Below are 16,264 nucleotides of genomic sequence, written 5' to 3'. Positions count from 1 at the left end.
GAACCTCCTTATCAGGCTTTTTCCAGTGCATCACGCGGGTTGAATGCCATTTCTTCCGCCATCTGCATATAGAGCTTTTTGGCTTTATCGCTGTCCGCGGGCGGCGTCATAATCTGCAGCACAACAAACTCGTCGCCAGGCTCCTTGCCCGGCAAGCCACGACCTTTGAGGCGCATTTTCTGTCCGCTGCGGGCACCGGCGGGAATGGTGAGATTGATCTTGCCGGCCAGTGTCGGTACCGTCACTTTGGCACCCAGCGCTGCTTCCCAGGGGGCCAGAGGCAGGTCCAGGTAAATATCTTTACCATCAAGCCGGTAATATTTGTGAGGTGCGATCTGGACCTCTAAATACAAATCACCCGCTTTACCGCCGACACCGGCCTTACCCTGGCCGTTAAGACGGATATTTTTGCCTGATGAGATACCGGCCGGGATTTTCACATTGATGGTGCCGCCCTGACTGGCACCGGCAGGGCGGCGGATAGTCTTGGTGGCACCGTTGAAAGCATCCTCCAGTGAAATGGTGATTTTGGCATTGACGTCTTCACCCTTGGCAAAGAAACTATCGCCCATGCCAGCACCACCCATGCCACCCATACCGCCGAACAGGTTCTCAAAGAAACTGCTGAAATTGCCGCTGCCAGCGAAACCACCCATATTTTCTTCCCAGCCCGGTGGTGGCGTGAAGGATTGACCGTGCCGGTAGTTGCTACCGAACTGGTCATATTGTGCGCGTTTCTGCGCATCACGCAGCACTTCATAGGCTTCGCCGACTTCTTTGAACTTGTCTTCGGCATCGGCCTCTTTGCTCACATCGGGGTGATATTTCCGGGCCAGCCGGCGATAGGCTTTTTTGATGTCATCCTGTGAGGCATCGCGGCTGACACCAAGGATTTTGTAATAGTCTTTGTATTCCATAAACGGACTTATACACCTGAAATTGATTTAGATCAGTAAGTGGGGTTCTCATCGGCCATTTTCAACAGATCCGGGAATTTTCCTGATGCCTGGCTAGAGAGGGTATGAGAAAATTTAGCCATATAAAGAATTAATAACGAGAGAGTTGAACAATGTTTAAAAAACGTAATATGTCACTGATGGTGGCACTTGCTTTGGGCGCCGGCGCCCAGACAGTGTTTGCCGAAGATAATCTGGCCCTGGATGAGCTGGTGGTGACCGGCACCCGCTCAGAAACACCGTTGCTGGAGCAGGCTGGTAATACCGGCAAGATTTCTGAAGACGAAATCGATCTGGTGCGCCCGGACCATATCACCGAAATCGCCAATCGTGTCAGCGGGGTTAATATTCAGCACGGTAATGGTCAGGAGCATCTGACCTCGATCCGCTCACCGGTACTGACCGGCGGTGCCGGTGCGGGGTCTTTCCTGTTCCTGGAAGATGGTATTCCGCTGCGAGCGGCCGGGTTTGCCAATGTGAACGGCCTGTTTGAGGTCAACTATGAGCAGGCGGGTGGTATTGAAATTGTCCGTGGTCCCGGTAGTGCTTTTTACGGTTCCAACGCGGTACATGGTCTGGTGAATGTGCTGTCACGGGCACCGTCACTGGATCTGGAACGTGAAATCGATTTATCCGTAGGCCCGCATGATCTGTATACCGCCAAAGCCACGGTCAGTGATACCGTCGGCCGTCATGGTTATCGTGTGAATGTGCTGGGCACGTCAGATGGCGGTTATGTCAGTGACTCCGGTTATGATCAACAGAAAGTCACATTGCGCCATGATTACTTTGGCGATATCGACAGTTTCAAAACGCTGTTCAGCTATACCAACCTGAACCAGGAGACGGCCGGTTATATCGTTGGTTACCAGGCTTATGAAGATGAAAGCCTGTCACGGACCAACCCGAATCCGGAAGCCTATCGTGACGCCAAGTCATACCGCCTGTCTACGGAGTGGATTCGCGAGTTAACCGATTCTTCCCGTTTTACGCTGACGCCTTATATGCGTCATACCGAAATGGAATTTTTGATGCATTTCCTGCCGGGCCAGCCGGTAGAGAAAAACCAACACAGCAGCGTTGGTCTGTTGTCTTCCTATACCAAGGATCTGGATGGCGGCCATAAAGTCATTGTTGGTACGGACTTTGAGTACACCGAGGGTGAGTTATCGGAGGTGCAGTACAACCCTGATACATTCGGCCGTTTCCTGCAGGGTGTGCATTATGATTATGAAGTCGACGCTACGGTGATCGCGCCCTATATTCACACGGAATGGCAGGTACTGGATAAAACCCGTCTTACAGCAGGTCTTCGCTATGAATACACTCGTTATGACTATACCAACAATACAGACTCATTAACTTTCGGTCCGCGTTACCTGAGACCGGATAGTGATGTCGATACGTTCAGTAATTTCAGTCCCAAGCTGGGTCTGGTACAGCAGCTGACCGATGATACGGCGGCCTTTGTCAATTACTCACGCGGTACCCGGGCACCGCAAACCAGCGATTTGTATCGTGCGCAGGTGGGGCCCTCACAAACGGGTTTGGCTGACTCGGAAACCATCGATAGCATTGAAGTCGGTGTTCGTAAGGTGGGCGAAGGACTGCAATATGAAATCGCCGCCTATCATATGAAAAAGCGGGATTATTTCTTCACTGACAGCAGTGATCAAAATGTACCGGATGGTAAAACGCAGCATACCGGGCTGGAACTCGGTGTGTTCTATCCCTTCAATGAACAATTCGATATTGCTGCCAATGTGGCTTTTGCCAAGCATGAGTATGACTTTGACAAGCCAAATGCCAATATTGAAAAAGGCGACTACCTGGTGACCGCGCCCAGACGTGTCGGCAATATCCGGCTCGGCTGGAATGTGAACCCACAAACCCGTGCAGAACTGGAATGGGTACATATGAGCGAGTACTACCTGAACGATGCCAATACCTTCAAATACGAAGGGCATGACGTATTCAACCTGCGTGCATCGCACGATGTCACTGAAAACTTCACGGTTTACGGTCGCATCAAGAACCTGTTCAACACGGAATATGCTGAGCGGGCTGACTACAACGCCAATATCCCTGACTACCGTTATTTTGTCGGTGAAAAACGTTACCTGCACGTTGGTGCCAGTTACCGTTTCTGATTGAAGTAACTCAGTCAGACCTGTCATTGCGAGGCGCCCGGCAACGCGGCAATCCTGTCCGGCTTCAGTGTCAGGGGGCTGGATCGCTGCCGGGTCCCGCGATGAGATTGAAGTAAAGAACGGAAACTTCCTGCCCGTTTATGGCGGGCAGGGAGTTTCGTTGCTATGCGGGCTTAACGACTGGCCGACTTTCTCTCTTCCAGCCGGCGCAGGAACTCACGCATGATATCGTCGTAAAGTGCCATGCCCAGATAAGCGTCTTCCACGCCGCTGTCGATGCTGGGGTTGTCATTGATTTCGATAATCACAATGCGGTTGCCGCTTTGCTTGATATCAATCCCGTATAAACCATCACCAATCAGACGTGCCGCCTTGGTGGCAATACGGATGACTTTTTCCGGCACTTCGCTGACGGGAATAGCGGCCGATTTACCGCTGTCGGTGCCTTTTTTGGTGTTGTGGTTATAAATCTGCCAGTGGCCTTTACTCATAAAGTACTGGCAGGCATAAATCGGTTTGTTGTTGAAGACGCCAATCCGCCAGTCGTAATCGGTGTACATGTATTCCTGCAGCAGAATAATCGCTGACTGCTGGAAAAAGGCCGGGGCTTCGCGGCGTAGTTCTTCAGCATTGTTGACCTTAATTACACCGCGAGAAAAGGCCCCATCCGGGATTTTCATCACCAGCGGGAAGGTGGCGGTTTCACACAACGCATCCAGGCCCGCGTGATCATTGCGATACAGCAGGTGCGATTCCGGCATCGGCAGGTCGTTCGCAGCCAGCAGTTCTTTCAGGTAAATCTTATTGGTGCAGCGAATGATTGAGGTTGGATCATCGATGACCACCAGACCTTCACTTTCAGCACGGCGGGCGAATTTATAGGTGTGGTTGTGTGTGGCAGTGGTTTCGCGGATAAACAGGGCGTCATATTCAGCAATGCGGATATATTCCCGCGGCGTAATCAGTTCGACATCAATGCCGATGCGACGGCCACTGCTGATGAATTTCTTCAGCGCCGCCATATTGCTGGGTGGCATTTCTTCTTTCGGGTTATGCAATATCGCCATATCGTAGCGATACTGGCGCCGTTTAGACGGTTTGCGCCACAAGCGGTGGCTAAAGTTATCCAGTGCTTCAGCAAAAAAGTCCTGTTCCTGTTCGCTCAATTTATTGATGGCACTGGCCTTGATGCGGGTAATGGTCCAGTGGCCGTTAAAGCTGAACTCGACATCCAGAATCGGGCAGGGGAACTGTTCAAAGATCTGCCGCGCCAGTTTCTGCAGCGAGCTGACCGGTGTCTGGCCGAAGTAAATCTTCAGCACAAACCGCTCGGTGTGATCGGCAGAAGCCAGCTGCTTGTCCAGCTGAGCTGACAGGTCAGAGAGATCATAGGCGTAGAGACTTTTACGTGATAAATCGTTAATGGTGCGCAGACCCGGCAACACGCGGTGTCCTCTGGCTTCGGCAACCATCGAGCAGTAATAGCCGCGGCTCAGGTATTCGAGGCTGCGGCAAAGGTTGAGGATCTGCGCACGATTATCGCCCCGCGCCGGCGGTGATTGCAGATAATCATCGACAGCGATAACCTGCTCACTGGGGAAATAGGGACTCCAGTCGTCAATATTCTCTACTATTATCAAGTGTTTAGTCATTTCGTGCGGTTACTTCCTCTTGCGCCAGCCTGGTAGTTAAAAACGAATGATAAAGTCAATTTAATCTGCATGTGTTAAAAATTTCTGCGAGAGATTTTATTTGCTGGTCAAAATCAGCAAACTCACATATCCTTCGCGAAAAAATTATGCACAGGAGGCCCGTTGCCATGTATGCAGATGCCGTTTTGAGTGTTTTTTCCCAGCGTTATGCGGGAGCTCGCGACAAGTTTATTAGCCTTGTCGAAACCAGTTCGATTGTGGAGAAGCTGTCTAATTTTCCGCATCCGCTGAAAGGGCCGAAAAACGAAAAACTCTTCTGCGACATCGCCTGGGCAGGTAATCTCAAAGCAGATAAGGTGCTGGTGGTGGTGTCGGGTATCCATGGTGTTGAAGGGGGGGTTGGCTCGGCGATACAGTCCGATTTCGTTTCCCGTCACCGGCGTTTGCCTTCTGATGTTTGTGTCGTGCTGGTACATGCGCTAAACCCCTGGGGCTTTGCCTGGGCCAGTCGGAATGACGAGCAGGGCATTGATGTGAATCGCAACTTTGTTGACTTTAACAGCAAGCTGCCAGTTTCCGAAGCCACCGAAATCTGGGCTGAATTACAGAAAGGTAACACTGATATTGCGACGATTGCACAAAACCGTCAGCAATTCGACCTGCTGTCAGAGGGACAGTACGAAAAACCGGATATGCCTTATTACGGCGGCAAAGAGGCCAGTTGGTCACGCCAGATCGTGGAACAGCTGGTGGCACAAATCAAGCCGGCGAACCGTAAGCAAATCATGGTGATTGATATCCACAGTGGCCTTGGCCCCTACGGTTACGGGGAGCTGATTTGTGATCACCCTGTCGACAGTAAAGCCCATGATTATGCGGTGGAGCTGTTCGGTGCCACCGTTACCGAGCCGTCGCTGGGCAATTCCAGTTCCGGTACCAAGCTGGGTCTGCATGACTATTTCTGGCATAGTCAGGGTGAACATGTCTGTTACCTGACACTGGAGTTCGGTAGTTTCGGCAATCAGCAAATGCTTAAGGTGCTGTCCGATGATCAAAAACTGCAGCAATCAGGCAAAGTCGACTGGTCGGATGACAAAACGCTGGATATAAAACACGCGATGCAGGACTTTTTCTGCCCCGATGAAAAACAATGGCAGGAACTGGTGCTGTTCCGTGGCCGTCAGGTGATAGAGATGGCACTGGACGGGTTAACTGACAATGCAAACCACAACAACGGACGCTGATATCGACATTCGCGAAGCCACACTGGACGATGTTGATGCCCTGAATAAGCTGGAAAATGCCTGTTTCGAAACGGACAGGATTTCCCGCCGCAGCTTTCGCTGGATGATTGAAAAAGGACACAGCCTGTTGCTGGTGGCCCTGATTGACCGGAAACTGGTCGGTTATGTCTTGCTGCTCTATTCTCAGGGCACCTCGCTGGGGCGGGTCTACTCACTGGCCGTGGATGCGCGCTACCGCAAGGCCGGGATTGCCGCCCGGCTGATGCAGGAAGCGGAAACCCAGGCACTGGAAGATGGCCGCAGTTTCCTGCGGCTGGAAGTGCGTCCGGACAATCAAGGCGCTATTCGCCTTTATGAAAAGATTGGTTATCAGCCCTTTGATATTCTCACTGACTTCTATGAGGATCATGCCGACGCCCTCCGAATGATGAAAGTGCTGCATCATCAGCCGGAGATCACTCATCCTGAGGTGGCACATTATTCCCAGACGACGGATTTCACCTGCGGCCCGGCCTGCCTGATGATGGCGATGAAAACCTATGACGCACCGCTGGCACTGGATCGCCGCCTGGAGTTTCAACTGTGGCGTGAAGCCACCACGATCTTCATGACTTCCGGTCATGGTGGCTGCAGTCCTCAGGGGTTGGCTTTAGCCGCTTATCGACGGGGTCTTCAAACTATCTTGGTGACCAATTCTGATCTGATTCCCTTTGTCGGCGGGGTTCGCAGTGAAGATAAAAAAGCCGTGATTGAATGTGTGCATCAGGACTTTGTTGATCAGATAAACCGGTCCGAGATTAAACAAATCCAATCCGCCGTTGATACCGCTTTGTTGAAAAGCTATCTCGACCAGGGGGCGCTGGCGTTGGTGCTGATTAGTTCCTACCGCCTCAACCAGAGCAAATCACCGCACTGGGTGCTGGTAATTTCGGTATCAGATACCTTTGTTTACTTTCATGATCCGGATGTTGATTGGGACGATAATAAAAGTCTCACTGACAGCGGTTACATTCCGGTGACCCATAAAGAATTCAATCGTATGCTCGGTTACGGCAAACCGCGCTATCAGGCGGCGGTGATTGTTGCCGATAAAACATTGGATTAGTTAAGCAGATGACAGTGACAAACACCGTCCATTATTGTAAATAATAATCTTTATCATTTGCATTAAATTTATATTTTGATAGTATCCATCTCCATTCTTGTAGATGGAGCTAATCAATGTATTTTGTAAAAACGGTTATTGCCTCTTCTTTGGGGCTTATATTCCTTCAGCCTGCCCTCGCAGATAATGCCATAGAACAAGAGAAGAAGACGTCGGTATCACTACCGAAAATGGGGGTCTCTGGTGAATGGTATGGTGCTTCTGAGTACACGGGTGAATATCAGGTAAATCAGATGAATACAGCGACACGTCTGGGCTTATCGGTAAAAGAAACCCCGCAATCGGTTTCTGTCATTACCCGTCAGATCATGGATGACTTTGAACTTGAAACAATTACAGACGTGGTTAATCTGGCCACCGGCGTCACAGCCAAACAAAACGATAGTTCCCGGTTTAATTATTCTGCCCGGGGTTTTGCTATCAACAACCTCCAGATAGATGGTGTGCCCACAACATGGGAGAGCGGTTATTCAGCCGGTGAGACGGTGACGGAGACTATTCTCTATGACCGGGTTGAAATCGTTCGTGGCGCGACCGGCCTGACCACAGGGGCGGGCGATCCATCTGCCGCGATAAATCTGGTGCGTAAACGTGCTGACAGCCGCGAGTTTGTCGGGCATGCGACTGCCTCTGCCGGTTCTTGGGACCACTATCAGGGCACTGTGGATCTCTCCACCCCGTTGAACGATGCCGGGACAATTCGCGGGCGTATTGTAGGCAGTTACACTGACAGCGATTCCTATATCGATTTGCTGGAAGATGAGCGCCAGGTCTTTCTGGGCACACTGGCAGCGGATCTGACTGATCGCACGCTGCTGAATATAGGGGTCAGTTATCAGGACCACAACCCAACCTCGTCGACCTGGGGCGGTTTGCCGGTGTGGTTTAGCGATGGCTCACGTACTGACTGGAATCGTTCGAAAACAACCGGTGCTGACTGGACCCGCTGGGGATCAGAAATCACCAATTATTACGCCAACCTGGAACATCAGTTTGACTCTGGCGCTATGATCTACGCTGCTTACAGTAAAAGTGTGCATGAAGGCGACTTACGTCTGCTTTATCTAAGCGGATATCCTGACCCGGTTACGGGACAGGGTATGTCATCCAGCCCGTCGTGGTATGACAACGAACGAAAGCAGGACAATATTGATATTTACGGCAATATTCCTTTCACCTTGCTGGGGCATGAGCATGAAGTGACCCTGGGCCTGATGCACAGTGATCAGGATTTTATCGCCGAACGTAGAGATGCCCTGAGTAGTTCTTCAGTGGGCAATTTTTTCAAATGGGATGGCAGCTATCCTGAACCAAGTTGGGGAGACAAGCGCACTTATGTGACCCGTGATACCAAACAGACTGGCCTTTATGCCGTCACCCGGCTGACCCTGGCAGAACCGCTCAAGCTGATCCTGGGAAGTCGCGTCACTGACTGGGAAGTTGAGGGCATGAACTGGGATGGCAGCCGGTATGAATTTGAACATGATGACGAGGTAACGCCCTACGCCGGCTTAATCTATGATTTCAACGATACCTATTCAGCGTATGCGAGTTATACCGAAATATTTCAACCACAGAACCTGCAGGATAAGAATGGTGATTTTCTGGAGCCTATCGACGGTAAGAATTACGAAACCGGAATTAAGGCGGCCTATCTCGATGGCCGTCTGAATACGAGTCTGTCGCTATTTCGTATTGAGCAGGACAACCTGGGACAGGTCGATCCAAACAATCTTGTGCCAGGATCGACCAACCAGGCTTATGAGCCTGCTGAGGGTGCAACCAGTAAAGGCTTTGAGATCGAAGTGAATGGGGCGTTGACGGATAACTGGAATATCTTACTGGGCTGGTCTCAGTTCCGGGCTGAAGACGCCAACGGCGAGGCTGTTAATACAGATCATCCTCGTCGCACAGCGACTTTCTATACCACCTATCGTATTCAGGATCTGACGATTGGGGGCGGACTTAACTGGGAAAGCAGTAACTACACCATAGCCAATAACCCCCAGGGAAGACCTGAAAAGCTGAAGCAGGACGGTTTTGCCGTGTTCAATCTGATGGCCAGATACCGGCTGTCACCGGCACTGCAGGCTCAGCTCAATGTCAACAATGTGTTTGATGAGGAGTATTACAGCCAGATTGGTTTTTACAGACAGCTTGCTTATGGGGCTCCGCGCAATGTTACTGCCAGTCTAAGATACGATTTCTGAGAACAAACAGAAGTATAATTAACGAATACATCCAGTCGTCTGGATGCCTACCTGATATTTGGCCCGGAGACGTCGTGCTCCGGGCCAATTCATATTAAAACCTGCTCAGGCAGCAACAGTGAATCAATCAGAACTTTTATCAGTAATAACAGTCGCTGAAGGGTAGGAGAGCTTATGATAGAAAAACTGAAACAATTGCTGGGCAATACCTTTGGGGATGACGGCGATGCCTTGATGACAGATCGCGACCACACCAAGTTGCTGGCTGCGGTGGCACTGATGGTGGAAGTGATTGCGGTTGATGATCAGCAGCATGATGCTGAAATAGCGATGCTCAGACAGCTTGTAATGGAGCGTTTTGATTTGTCCGCGGATAAGGCGGAAGCGCTGATTGAGCAGGCCGAAGCCGCACTGCAGCAATCGACCGATTTTTACCGTTTCACATCGGCGATTAATCTTGAATTCGATCACGACGAAAAAATCGAACTGATTGAGTCTTTATGGCAACTGGCCTATGCCGATGAACATCTTGATGCGATTGAGCAACACGTGATCCGCAAACTGGCCAGCCTGTTGCATGTCTCCCATAAAGACTTTATTGCTACCAAACTTCGGGTTGTGGAAGAAGATGATTAATTAGGCTTTCTCATCGCCTGACTGCACATAGCTCATCCATTCCTCGATAGGCATAGTGCCGCCAGAATCTTCTACCTGTTTGCGATCTTTATCGTTCAGGACATCGTTCACTTCTTCCACCCGCTTCCAGGCTGCGACTGGCGTTTCACAGTCTGCTTTGGGCACATAATGCGAGTCTTTCACTTTCTGGTAACGGTGGATATAACGCGGGCAGTTCTGCCACAGTTCACTGACTGTGACCCGGACCACCAGTTCCGCTTCTTTCCAGCTTGAGAGCAACGGGTCATCAGCAGACACGCTGGCTTTACCCTGTACCCGGATACGATGCGGTTTCTCAAAATCAATAAACAACATGCCGACCTCGGCGTGGCCGTCGATATTGCCCATCGAAAAATACATGCCGTTGCCGTCAAAGCTTGGGAAGGCCAGTGTGTGTTCATCAACGACACGAACAAATGCACCGGCTTCACCGCCTTTATATGAGACGGTCGGCCGACCCTGGTGATCGACGGTGGATAAAAAGAACATATCGCGCTGCTCAATAAAAGCCGCGGCTTCTTCGGAGATGTCGGTAACGACAGCGAGTTCCTCGACCCTGTCTGCCATTTTTCTGCTGTCGAACTGATCCTGCCGTGCGCGGTGTTGTTCGCCGTAAAGTCTACTCATTAGCGTACCTTTTCATTGATTTGCCGCAAAAACTAACATGCGTCTTGAGAGCTGTACAGTTGCAGTGGCTTCAGCAGGAAATATGCCCGAACCGGCCTCTCCACTCAAGGCGCATATCCATGGCAGGGCATATTCCGGCACGGACATATTGCCAAAACGAAGCGTAAACGATAATGTATCGCATTATTAATGAGGTGTTCTGTTCATAAATTCTGCCGCAGTTTTTACCGGCAGCGCTGAGAAGTGATTTCTGGCAGGGAATAACCGAAGGGAAGCCTTGGCGCTGACTTGAACTTTCGGCAGATTTCCATGGCGCAGTACCACGCTGGAAACAGAAAAATCCATAACCAGACTCTGACCATGGTGACTGAATGATTTCGCAAGATGCTTTGCAGACAATTAACCGCATTATTGCGGCGGTATTCGGAGGCTATGCCTTCACCTGGGGCTTCAGCGTGCTGGCTATCGCCACTCTGGTTGCTTTGGGTATTGATTTTCACGAGGCTGAAACGGCCATCTCGCTTGTCGCCTTTCTGGTGTTTCTGGGGCTGTTTTTATGGACATTTGCCGCTGCCAGCATGATCCGTGTCTGGCTGGTGCTGGCTGGGGGCGCCGGCGTGATGATGCTGATTGGCTTAATGCTACAAACCAGTCTGTTGAGTTAGGAGCGCGCTGATGTTTAATTCTCTACGCATGTCTATGGGCTGGGTCCACACCTGGATGGGTTTGGTACTGGGCTTTGTGCTGATGATTTGCTTTTTCTTCGGCGCGCTTTCCGTGTTTGACCGGGAAATCGATCGCTGGGCCATTCCTGATACCCGCTTTGAGCCGCAGCCCATGCCGTCCTTTGACAATGTTCTCAAACCGATTTATCAGCAGCTTCAGCCGGATCCGGTGGATATGGCTGCCACCGAGCGTCGTGTGGTCGGGACTTTGCCAGACCCGGAAACACTGAAACTGGAGTCGCTGTTTGCCTACACCACGCATCGTGATCCGGTGCTGCTGATTGGTGGTGAGTTTGCCATCCCCAACCAGCCTATCGATCCGGCTGATGATCACCAGCATGTACATGGCCGCGCCACCGTCAATCCTGCCACCGGGGAGATGCTGAACGATGATGCCCTGAAGATTGGCAGCGACTGGTTTTACCCCATGCACTTCAGTCTCAACCTTAACTGGATGATGCTGGGCTACTGGATTGTCGGTCTGGCTGCACTGGTCATGCTGGCAGGCCTGGTCAGCGGCATCATTATTCACCGCAAAATTTTCCGCGAGTTTTTTACCTTTCGACCCTGGAAAAACCTGTTTCGCAGCAGTCTCGATTTGCACAATATGACCGGGGTGGTGGCGCTGCCGTTTCACTTTTTCTTTGCTTTTACCGCGCTGGTCATTTTTGCCAGCAATATTTATCTGCCGGTGACGCATACCACGCTGAAACCCCTGCATGAGCATCATGAGATGCTGGAGGCAGAGCGCAAAGGGCTGCCTCACGAGCCAGCCGGAATTCCGGCGCCTTTAGCCTCTGTGGATGCCATGGTCGCTGAAGCCAAGCGGCGCTGGGCCGAGCGGAATATGGCCGGAGAGGTCGGTTTCTTGAGCATGAATCATTTAGGCGACGAAAACGGTTATGTGAGTATTTACCGCGCTGGTAGTGACCGCGTGGCGCTGGTGGGGGAGGGCATTCACTTCAAAGCCAGCACCGGTGAAGTCATCCGTGAGGAACCGCCCCGGAGCGTCGTGTCATCCATCGATGAGTTTCTGACCGGCCTGCATTTGCAGCACTTTGAGCACTGGATGCTGCGCTGGCTTTATGTCTTTGGTGGTCTGCTGGGGGCGATTTGTATTGCCACTGGCTTTATCCTCTTTGTTGAAAAACGCAAAGCCAAACATGCAAGAAATGGCAGTCAAGGCAGCCGTATCGTCGATGCTTTAGCCGTCACCACGGTGACCGGCATGGTGCTCGCAGCGGTCGGCATGCTGGTGGCGAATCGCCTGTTACCCGCCGATCTTGCCGGCAAGGGGCAATGGGAGCAAACCATTTTCTGGTCAGTATGGGGTTTGGCCTTTTTGCATGCTGCCTGGCGCAGTTCGCCCGTGGCCAAGGCAAGGTATAATCCGGCCTGGCGTGAGCAGTCCTTGCTGTTGGGCTTGATGAGTCTCTGCGCCGTGGGCCTCAACTGGGTGACTACGGGAGATCATCTGATCAAGACTGTCTTTACTGACACTTACTGGGCTGTCGCCGGTGTTGATTTGAGCCTGATAGTGACGGCGCTGATCGCCTTTTATGCTGCGGCGAAACTGCGGGCACCGGTCACTGAACAGAAAATTGACGATGCGCTGAGCCGCAATAAACAGGTGAATGCCTATGACTGAGACAATGTGGTTAATCGCAGCTGTGGTGGCAGCGGTGTTGAGTATGGGCTGGCTGGCGTTGGCTTATGAAACGCACTGGCAACAGGTCTTTCCGGAAAGCAGAACGCTGCCTGAAACAGGTCGCCTGAAACTGACTGGCTGGGTTTTCTTATCGCTGTCAGCGGTGTTCTGTTTGAAGGCCGATCATCCCTCGATGGCGGTGTTGGTTTGGGTTATGTTATTGGCTGTTGCCGCTTTCAGCGTGGCGATGATGCTGAGTCATCGCCCGGCGGCGCTGAAAATTATCTGTCCGCCATTGTTTGTTGCTAAAGCCTGAGTTTTATTCAGCGATAAAAAAGGGGGCTGATGAGCTTTGTCGTCAGCCCCCTTTTATATTCAGAGTGGATCAGGCTGGTGCCAGGAAACCCGTTTTGATGAGCTCACACCAGTCATTCAGCCGCTGTTCGGTCTGGCCCGGCTGACAATCCTCATCCAGCGCCAGACCGACAAAATGCTGTTTGTCTTCAGTTAATGCCTTGGACTCGTCGAACTCATAACCGGTCACCGGCCAGTGGCCGATGATGGTTGCGCCGCGCGCTTTGACCTTGTCATGCAACATGCCCATCGCATCCTGAAACCATTCGGCGTAAGCGAACTGATCGCCCATCCCCAGAAAGGCGACCGTCTTGTGACTGAAGTCAACCGCGTCGATATCATTCCAGACATCCTGCCAGTCGGTCTGTACTTCACCATAGTCCCAGGTGGGAATGGCAAAAATAATATTGTCGAAATACGCCAGCGCATCCAGGCCGACATCTTTCACATCAAATAACTCGACTTCTTCTTCACCCAGAATGTCCTGAATTTTAACGGCGGCATCTGAAGTATTGCCGGTGGTGGAGCCGTAAATCACAGCAATCATGCATTTGATCCTAATTAACCCTTAAAATACAAATGATAATCATTATTAAATGAGATTTCAATAGATTTGGAAACCGATCTCCAAGGCCAACAGAAACACCTCTGATAGTTCGTATTCAGGCGTTATCTGTTGAGGCTGACCAGTTAAGGGCTGCTAATTGCAATTCCGTCCCGGCCTGCCGGGACCGGGACAGAACCGTGTCAGTTCATTAGTCTGCACTGATGCCAGCTTCTGCTTCGGCACCGGCTTTGGTATCTGTTTCTTGTCCCTGTTTTACCGTTTCCCCGACAGTGTCTTCGCCATCTTTTATCGCCTCACGGGCTTTATCCTGATATTGCTTCTGCATTTCCTGACTGCGTTCCATGCGGGCCTCGGCGCCTTCCCTGACATCAGCCTGTTCCTTTTCACCTGTTGAATAGGCTTTATCGTTTTCAGGCTGCGAGCTTTTATCGGCCTGATTGTTGTCATCAACACCCAGTGTCTCTTTGATGTTGTTCCAGGTTTTACCAATGAAGCCGGTCTCAGCTTCGGCCTCGACTTCCGTATTGGCCCCGGCCTGTGCAGAGGTATCATCAGAAAAAGCGGGACTGGACATAGACAGAGCGAACAAAATAAGCATCGAATAATGCGATTTCATGGCCCACCTCCTTTGGTATTGGGGAGGGCAAAGTATGACAAGCTTCGCTACGATGAAATGTGACCAAGTTCCGAATCGAAATGATAAAAATGGAAATGGGCTGAACAGGATAAATGCTGTCAAAAGGAAATAAAAAGACGGATTAAGCTTTTGGCTTATCCGGCTGATTGAGCATCAAACACTTGCCTTGATTTATGACTTCAGGAGCGGCTTGAACGGGCTCTTTTAATTGCGGCACGTACCTGTTCCGGCGCCGTACCACCCAGATGGTTACGCGCGGCGACCGAGCCTTCCAGTGTCAGGACATCAAATACATCGGCTTCGATCTGACTGGAAAACTGTTGCAGTTCCTCCAGGCTCATCGCCGACAGATCTTTTTTATGTTTGAGACCATAAGCGACCGACAGACCAACCACCTCATGGGCATCACGGAATGGCGTACCTTTACGAACAAGGTAATCAGCCAGATCAGTGGCTGTGGCGTAACCGCGCAGTGCCGATTCACGCATATTGTCTGCTTTGACGCTGATCGCTGACATCATATCGGCATAAACCCGCAGGGAGCCCAACAGGGTGTCGATAGTATCGAACAGCGGTTCCTTGTCTTCCTGGTTGTCCTTGTTATAGGCCAGTGGCTGGTTCTTCATCAGGGTCAGCAGGTTGAACATGTTGCCGTAGACGCGGCTGGTTTTGCCACGGATGAGTTCGGGTACATCCGGATTTTTCTTCTGCGGCATGATTGAAGAACCGGTGCAGAAAGCGTCCCCCAGATCGACGTAATCAAACTGGGCTGAGGACCAGATAATCAGTTCTTCCGAGAAGCGTGACAGATGCATCATCAGGATCGAGGCAAAGCTGTTGAATTCAATGGCGAAGTCACGGTCACTGACGGCATCCAGTGAGTTCTGGCAGATACGGTCAAAACCCAGCAGATTGGCAGTCATCGCACGGTCAATCGGAAAGGTGGTGCCAGCCAGTGCCGCTGCACCCAGTGGCATGGTATTAACGCGTTTTTCGCAATCATCGAGACGTTCGGCATCGCGCACCAGCATTTCATACCAGGCCAGCATATGGTGACCGAAGGTGACCGGTTGTGCGGTCTGCAGATGGGTGAAGCCGGGCATGATGGTGTCAGCTTCACGCTCAGCGACTTCCAGCAGCGCGTCCTGCAGGCGGTTCAGTTCAGAACGAATCGGTGCAATCATGTCACGCAGATACAGCCGCACATCAGTCGCGACCTGATCATTACGGGAACGGCCGGTATGCAGCTTTTTGCCGACTTCACCGATCAGCGAAATCAGCCGTGCCTCGATGTTCATATGCACATCTTCCTGGGCAATCGACCATTCGAAGTCGCCGTTTTCGATTTCCTGTTCGATCTGCTGCAGGCCCTTAATGATCTGATCCCGCTCTTCTCCAGTCAGCACGCCGACTTCGCTGAGCATGGTCGCATGAGCGATGGAGCCGCGGATATCCTGACGGAACATGCGCTGGTCAAACATGACCGAGGCAGTAAATTCCTCGACAAATTTATCGGTAGGCTGGGTCAGGCGCGCGGAAGAGAGTTTCTTGTTGGCTGTGCTCATGATAAATCTTGATCGCGTTTGGGGAAACAGGGCGACATTATAACGTGCTTATTCGGGTCTGATGATGTCAAAGTGCTAGAATCAGCGG

The 16,264-nt window shown here is 51.4% G+C and carries 15 protein-coding genes; 8 read left to right on the top strand and 7 right to left on the bottom strand.

The genetic code is table 11. The features are described 5' to 3' along the window. Positions 1 to 11: 11 nt before the first annotated feature. Positions 12 to 917: a DnaJ C-terminal domain-containing protein gene (locus tag FH755_RS03235; RefSeq protein WP_292438612.1), complete on the bottom strand. Its 906-nt coding sequence runs from the start codon at positions 915 to 917 to the stop codon at positions 12 to 14. 152 nt (positions 918 to 1,069) lie between these two features. Between FH755_RS03235 and FH755_RS03230 the strand changes: the two genes are divergently transcribed. Then, positions 1,070 to 3,106: a TonB-dependent receptor gene (locus FH755_RS03230; protein ID WP_292438610.1), complete on the top strand. Its 2,037-nt coding sequence runs from the start codon at positions 1,070 to 1,072 to the stop codon at positions 3,104 to 3,106. 173 nt (positions 3,107 to 3,279) lie between these two features. Here FH755_RS03230 and FH755_RS03225 read toward each other — a convergent pair whose 3' ends face one another. Beyond that, positions 3,280 to 4,758, bottom strand: a complete 1,479-nt coding sequence (locus tag FH755_RS03225) for a RimK family protein (RefSeq protein ID WP_292438608.1) — start codon at positions 4,756 to 4,758, stop codon at positions 3,280 to 3,282. A 167-nt stretch (positions 4,759 to 4,925) separates the two neighbouring features. On the opposite strand from FH755_RS03225, the gene FH755_RS03220 reads away from it, so the two are divergent. The 4 genes from FH755_RS03220 (at position 4,926) to FH755_RS03205 (ending at position 10,013) form a co-directional block, all read left to right on the top strand. Next, entirely contained in the window at positions 4,926 to 6,002 is a 1,077-nt protein-coding gene (locus tag FH755_RS03220; RefSeq protein ID WP_292438607.1) for a DUF2817 domain-containing protein, read from the top strand. Beyond that, positions 5,977 to 7,107 carry a GNAT family N-acetyltransferase/peptidase C39 family protein gene (locus FH755_RS03215; protein WP_292438605.1) on the top strand — a complete coding sequence of 377 codons (1,131 nt, stop codon included), beginning with the start codon at positions 5,977 to 5,979 and terminating at the stop codon, positions 7,105 to 7,107. The genes FH755_RS03220 and FH755_RS03215 overlap by 26 nt, the downstream gene beginning before the upstream one ends. Positions 7,108 to 7,223: 116 nt before the next feature. After that, entirely contained in the window at positions 7,224 to 9,377 is a 2,154-nt protein-coding gene (locus tag FH755_RS03210) for a TonB-dependent siderophore receptor (protein WP_292438602.1), read from the top strand. Between the two features lie 174 nt (positions 9,378 to 9,551). After that, the gene (locus FH755_RS03205) at positions 9,552 to 10,013 is read left to right on the top strand and encodes a TerB family tellurite resistance protein (protein ID WP_292438600.1); all 462 of its coding nucleotides are present in this window, start codon (positions 9,552 to 9,554) and stop codon (positions 10,011 to 10,013) included. On the opposite strand, the gene FH755_RS03200 is transcribed toward FH755_RS03205, so the two are convergent. Then, the gene (locus FH755_RS03200) at positions 10,014 to 10,679 is read right to left on the bottom strand and encodes a pyridoxamine 5'-phosphate oxidase family protein (RefSeq protein ID WP_292438598.1); all 666 of its coding nucleotides are present in this window, start codon (positions 10,677 to 10,679) and stop codon (positions 10,014 to 10,016) included. It abuts the gene before it with no gap. Positions 10,680 to 10,865: 186 nt separating this feature from the next. Continuing rightward, positions 10,866 to 11,024 (bottom strand): hypothetical protein, encoded by a 159-nt coding sequence (locus FH755_RS03195; RefSeq protein ID WP_292438596.1) that lies wholly within the window; start codon positions 11,022 to 11,024, stop codon positions 10,866 to 10,868. A 26-nt stretch (positions 11,025 to 11,050) separates the two neighbouring features. On the opposite strand from FH755_RS03195, the gene FH755_RS03190 reads away from it, so the two are divergent. The 3 genes from FH755_RS03190 to FH755_RS03180 are packed head-to-tail and all read left to right on the top strand — an operon-like array spanning position 11,051 to position 13,368. Further along, a complete protein-coding gene (locus tag FH755_RS03190; RefSeq protein WP_292438595.1) occupies positions 11,051 to 11,344 on the top strand; it encodes an iron uptake protein in 294 nt (97 codons plus the stop codon). 10 nt (positions 11,345 to 11,354) lie between these two features. After that, entirely contained in the window at positions 11,355 to 13,052 is a 1,698-nt protein-coding gene (locus tag FH755_RS03185; protein ID WP_292438593.1) for a PepSY-associated TM helix domain-containing protein, read from the top strand. Then, on the top strand, positions 13,045 to 13,368 hold the full coding sequence (locus FH755_RS03180) for a DUF3325 domain-containing protein (protein ID WP_292438591.1): 324 nt from the start codon (positions 13,045 to 13,047) through the stop codon (positions 13,366 to 13,368). Before FH755_RS03185 ends, FH755_RS03180 begins: the two co-directional genes overlap by 8 nt. Before the next feature lie 69 nt (positions 13,369 to 13,437). Here FH755_RS03180 and fldB read toward each other — a convergent pair whose 3' ends face one another. The 3 genes from fldB to argH all read right to left on the bottom strand — a co-directional run bounded on the left by fldB (position 13,438) and on the right by argH (position 16,176). Beyond that, the gene (fldB, locus tag FH755_RS03175) at positions 13,438 to 13,953 is read right to left on the bottom strand and encodes a flavodoxin FldB (RefSeq protein WP_292438589.1); all 516 of its coding nucleotides are present in this window, start codon (positions 13,951 to 13,953) and stop codon (positions 13,438 to 13,440) included. 208 nt (positions 13,954 to 14,161) lie between these two features. After that, positions 14,162 to 14,590: a hypothetical protein gene (locus FH755_RS03170; protein WP_292438587.1), complete on the bottom strand. Its 429-nt coding sequence runs from the start codon at positions 14,588 to 14,590 to the stop codon at positions 14,162 to 14,164. A 200-nt stretch (positions 14,591 to 14,790) separates the two neighbouring features. Beyond that, entirely contained in the window at positions 14,791 to 16,176 is a 1,386-nt protein-coding gene (argH, locus tag FH755_RS03165) for an argininosuccinate lyase (RefSeq protein WP_292438585.1), read from the bottom strand. Between the last annotated feature and the right edge of the window lie 88 nt (positions 16,177 to 16,264).

The organism is Methylophaga sp., assembly GCF_009711715.1.
In the GTDB taxonomy this organism is placed as follows: Bacteria; Pseudomonadota; Gammaproteobacteria; order Nitrosococcales; family Methylophagaceae; genus Methylophaga.
The sequence above is the reverse complement of the archived record's forward strand: the minus strand, read 5'-3'. Positions and strand labels throughout refer to the sequence as shown.

Excerpts from the sequence above, each read along its gene's own strand:
- FH755_RS03235 (WP_292438612.1), bottom strand. The coding sequence starts at position 917 with ATGGAATACAAAGACTATTACAAAATCCTTGGTGTCAGCCGCGATGCC.
- FH755_RS03230 (WP_292438610.1), top strand. The coding sequence starts at position 1,070 with ATGTTTAAAAAACGTAATATGTCACTGATGGTGGCACTTGCTTTGGGC.
- FH755_RS03225 (WP_292438608.1), bottom strand. The coding sequence starts at position 4,758 with ATGACTAAACACTTGATAATAGTAGAGAATATTGACGACTGGAGTCCC.
- FH755_RS03220 (WP_292438607.1), top strand. The coding sequence starts at position 4,926 with ATGTATGCAGATGCCGTTTTGAGTGTTTTTTCCCAGCGTTATGCGGGA.
- FH755_RS03215 (WP_292438605.1), top strand. The coding sequence starts at position 5,977 with ATGCAAACCACAACAACGGACGCTGATATCGACATTCGCGAAGCCACA.
- FH755_RS03210 (WP_292438602.1), top strand. The coding sequence starts at position 7,224 with ATGTATTTTGTAAAAACGGTTATTGCCTCTTCTTTGGGGCTTATATTC.
- FH755_RS03205 (WP_292438600.1), top strand. The coding sequence starts at position 9,552 with ATGATAGAAAAACTGAAACAATTGCTGGGCAATACCTTTGGGGATGAC.
- FH755_RS03200 (WP_292438598.1), bottom strand. The coding sequence starts at position 10,679 with ATGAGTAGACTTTACGGCGAACAACACCGCGCACGGCAGGATCAGTTC.
- FH755_RS03195 (WP_292438596.1), bottom strand. The coding sequence starts at position 11,024 with ATGGATTTTTCTGTTTCCAGCGTGGTACTGCGCCATGGAAATCTGCCG.
- FH755_RS03190 (WP_292438595.1), top strand. The coding sequence starts at position 11,051 with ATGATTTCGCAAGATGCTTTGCAGACAATTAACCGCATTATTGCGGCG.
- FH755_RS03185 (WP_292438593.1), top strand. The coding sequence starts at position 11,355 with ATGTTTAATTCTCTACGCATGTCTATGGGCTGGGTCCACACCTGGATG.
- FH755_RS03180 (WP_292438591.1), top strand. The coding sequence starts at position 13,045 with ATGACTGAGACAATGTGGTTAATCGCAGCTGTGGTGGCAGCGGTGTTG.
- fldB (WP_292438589.1), bottom strand. The coding sequence starts at position 13,953 with ATGATTGCTGTGATTTACGGCTCCACCACCGGCAATACTTCAGATGCC.
- FH755_RS03170 (WP_292438587.1), bottom strand. The coding sequence starts at position 14,590 with ATGAAATCGCATTATTCGATGCTTATTTTGTTCGCTCTGTCTATGTCC.
- argH (WP_292438585.1), bottom strand. The coding sequence starts at position 16,176 with ATGAGCACAGCCAACAAGAAACTCTCTTCCGCGCGCCTGACCCAGCCT.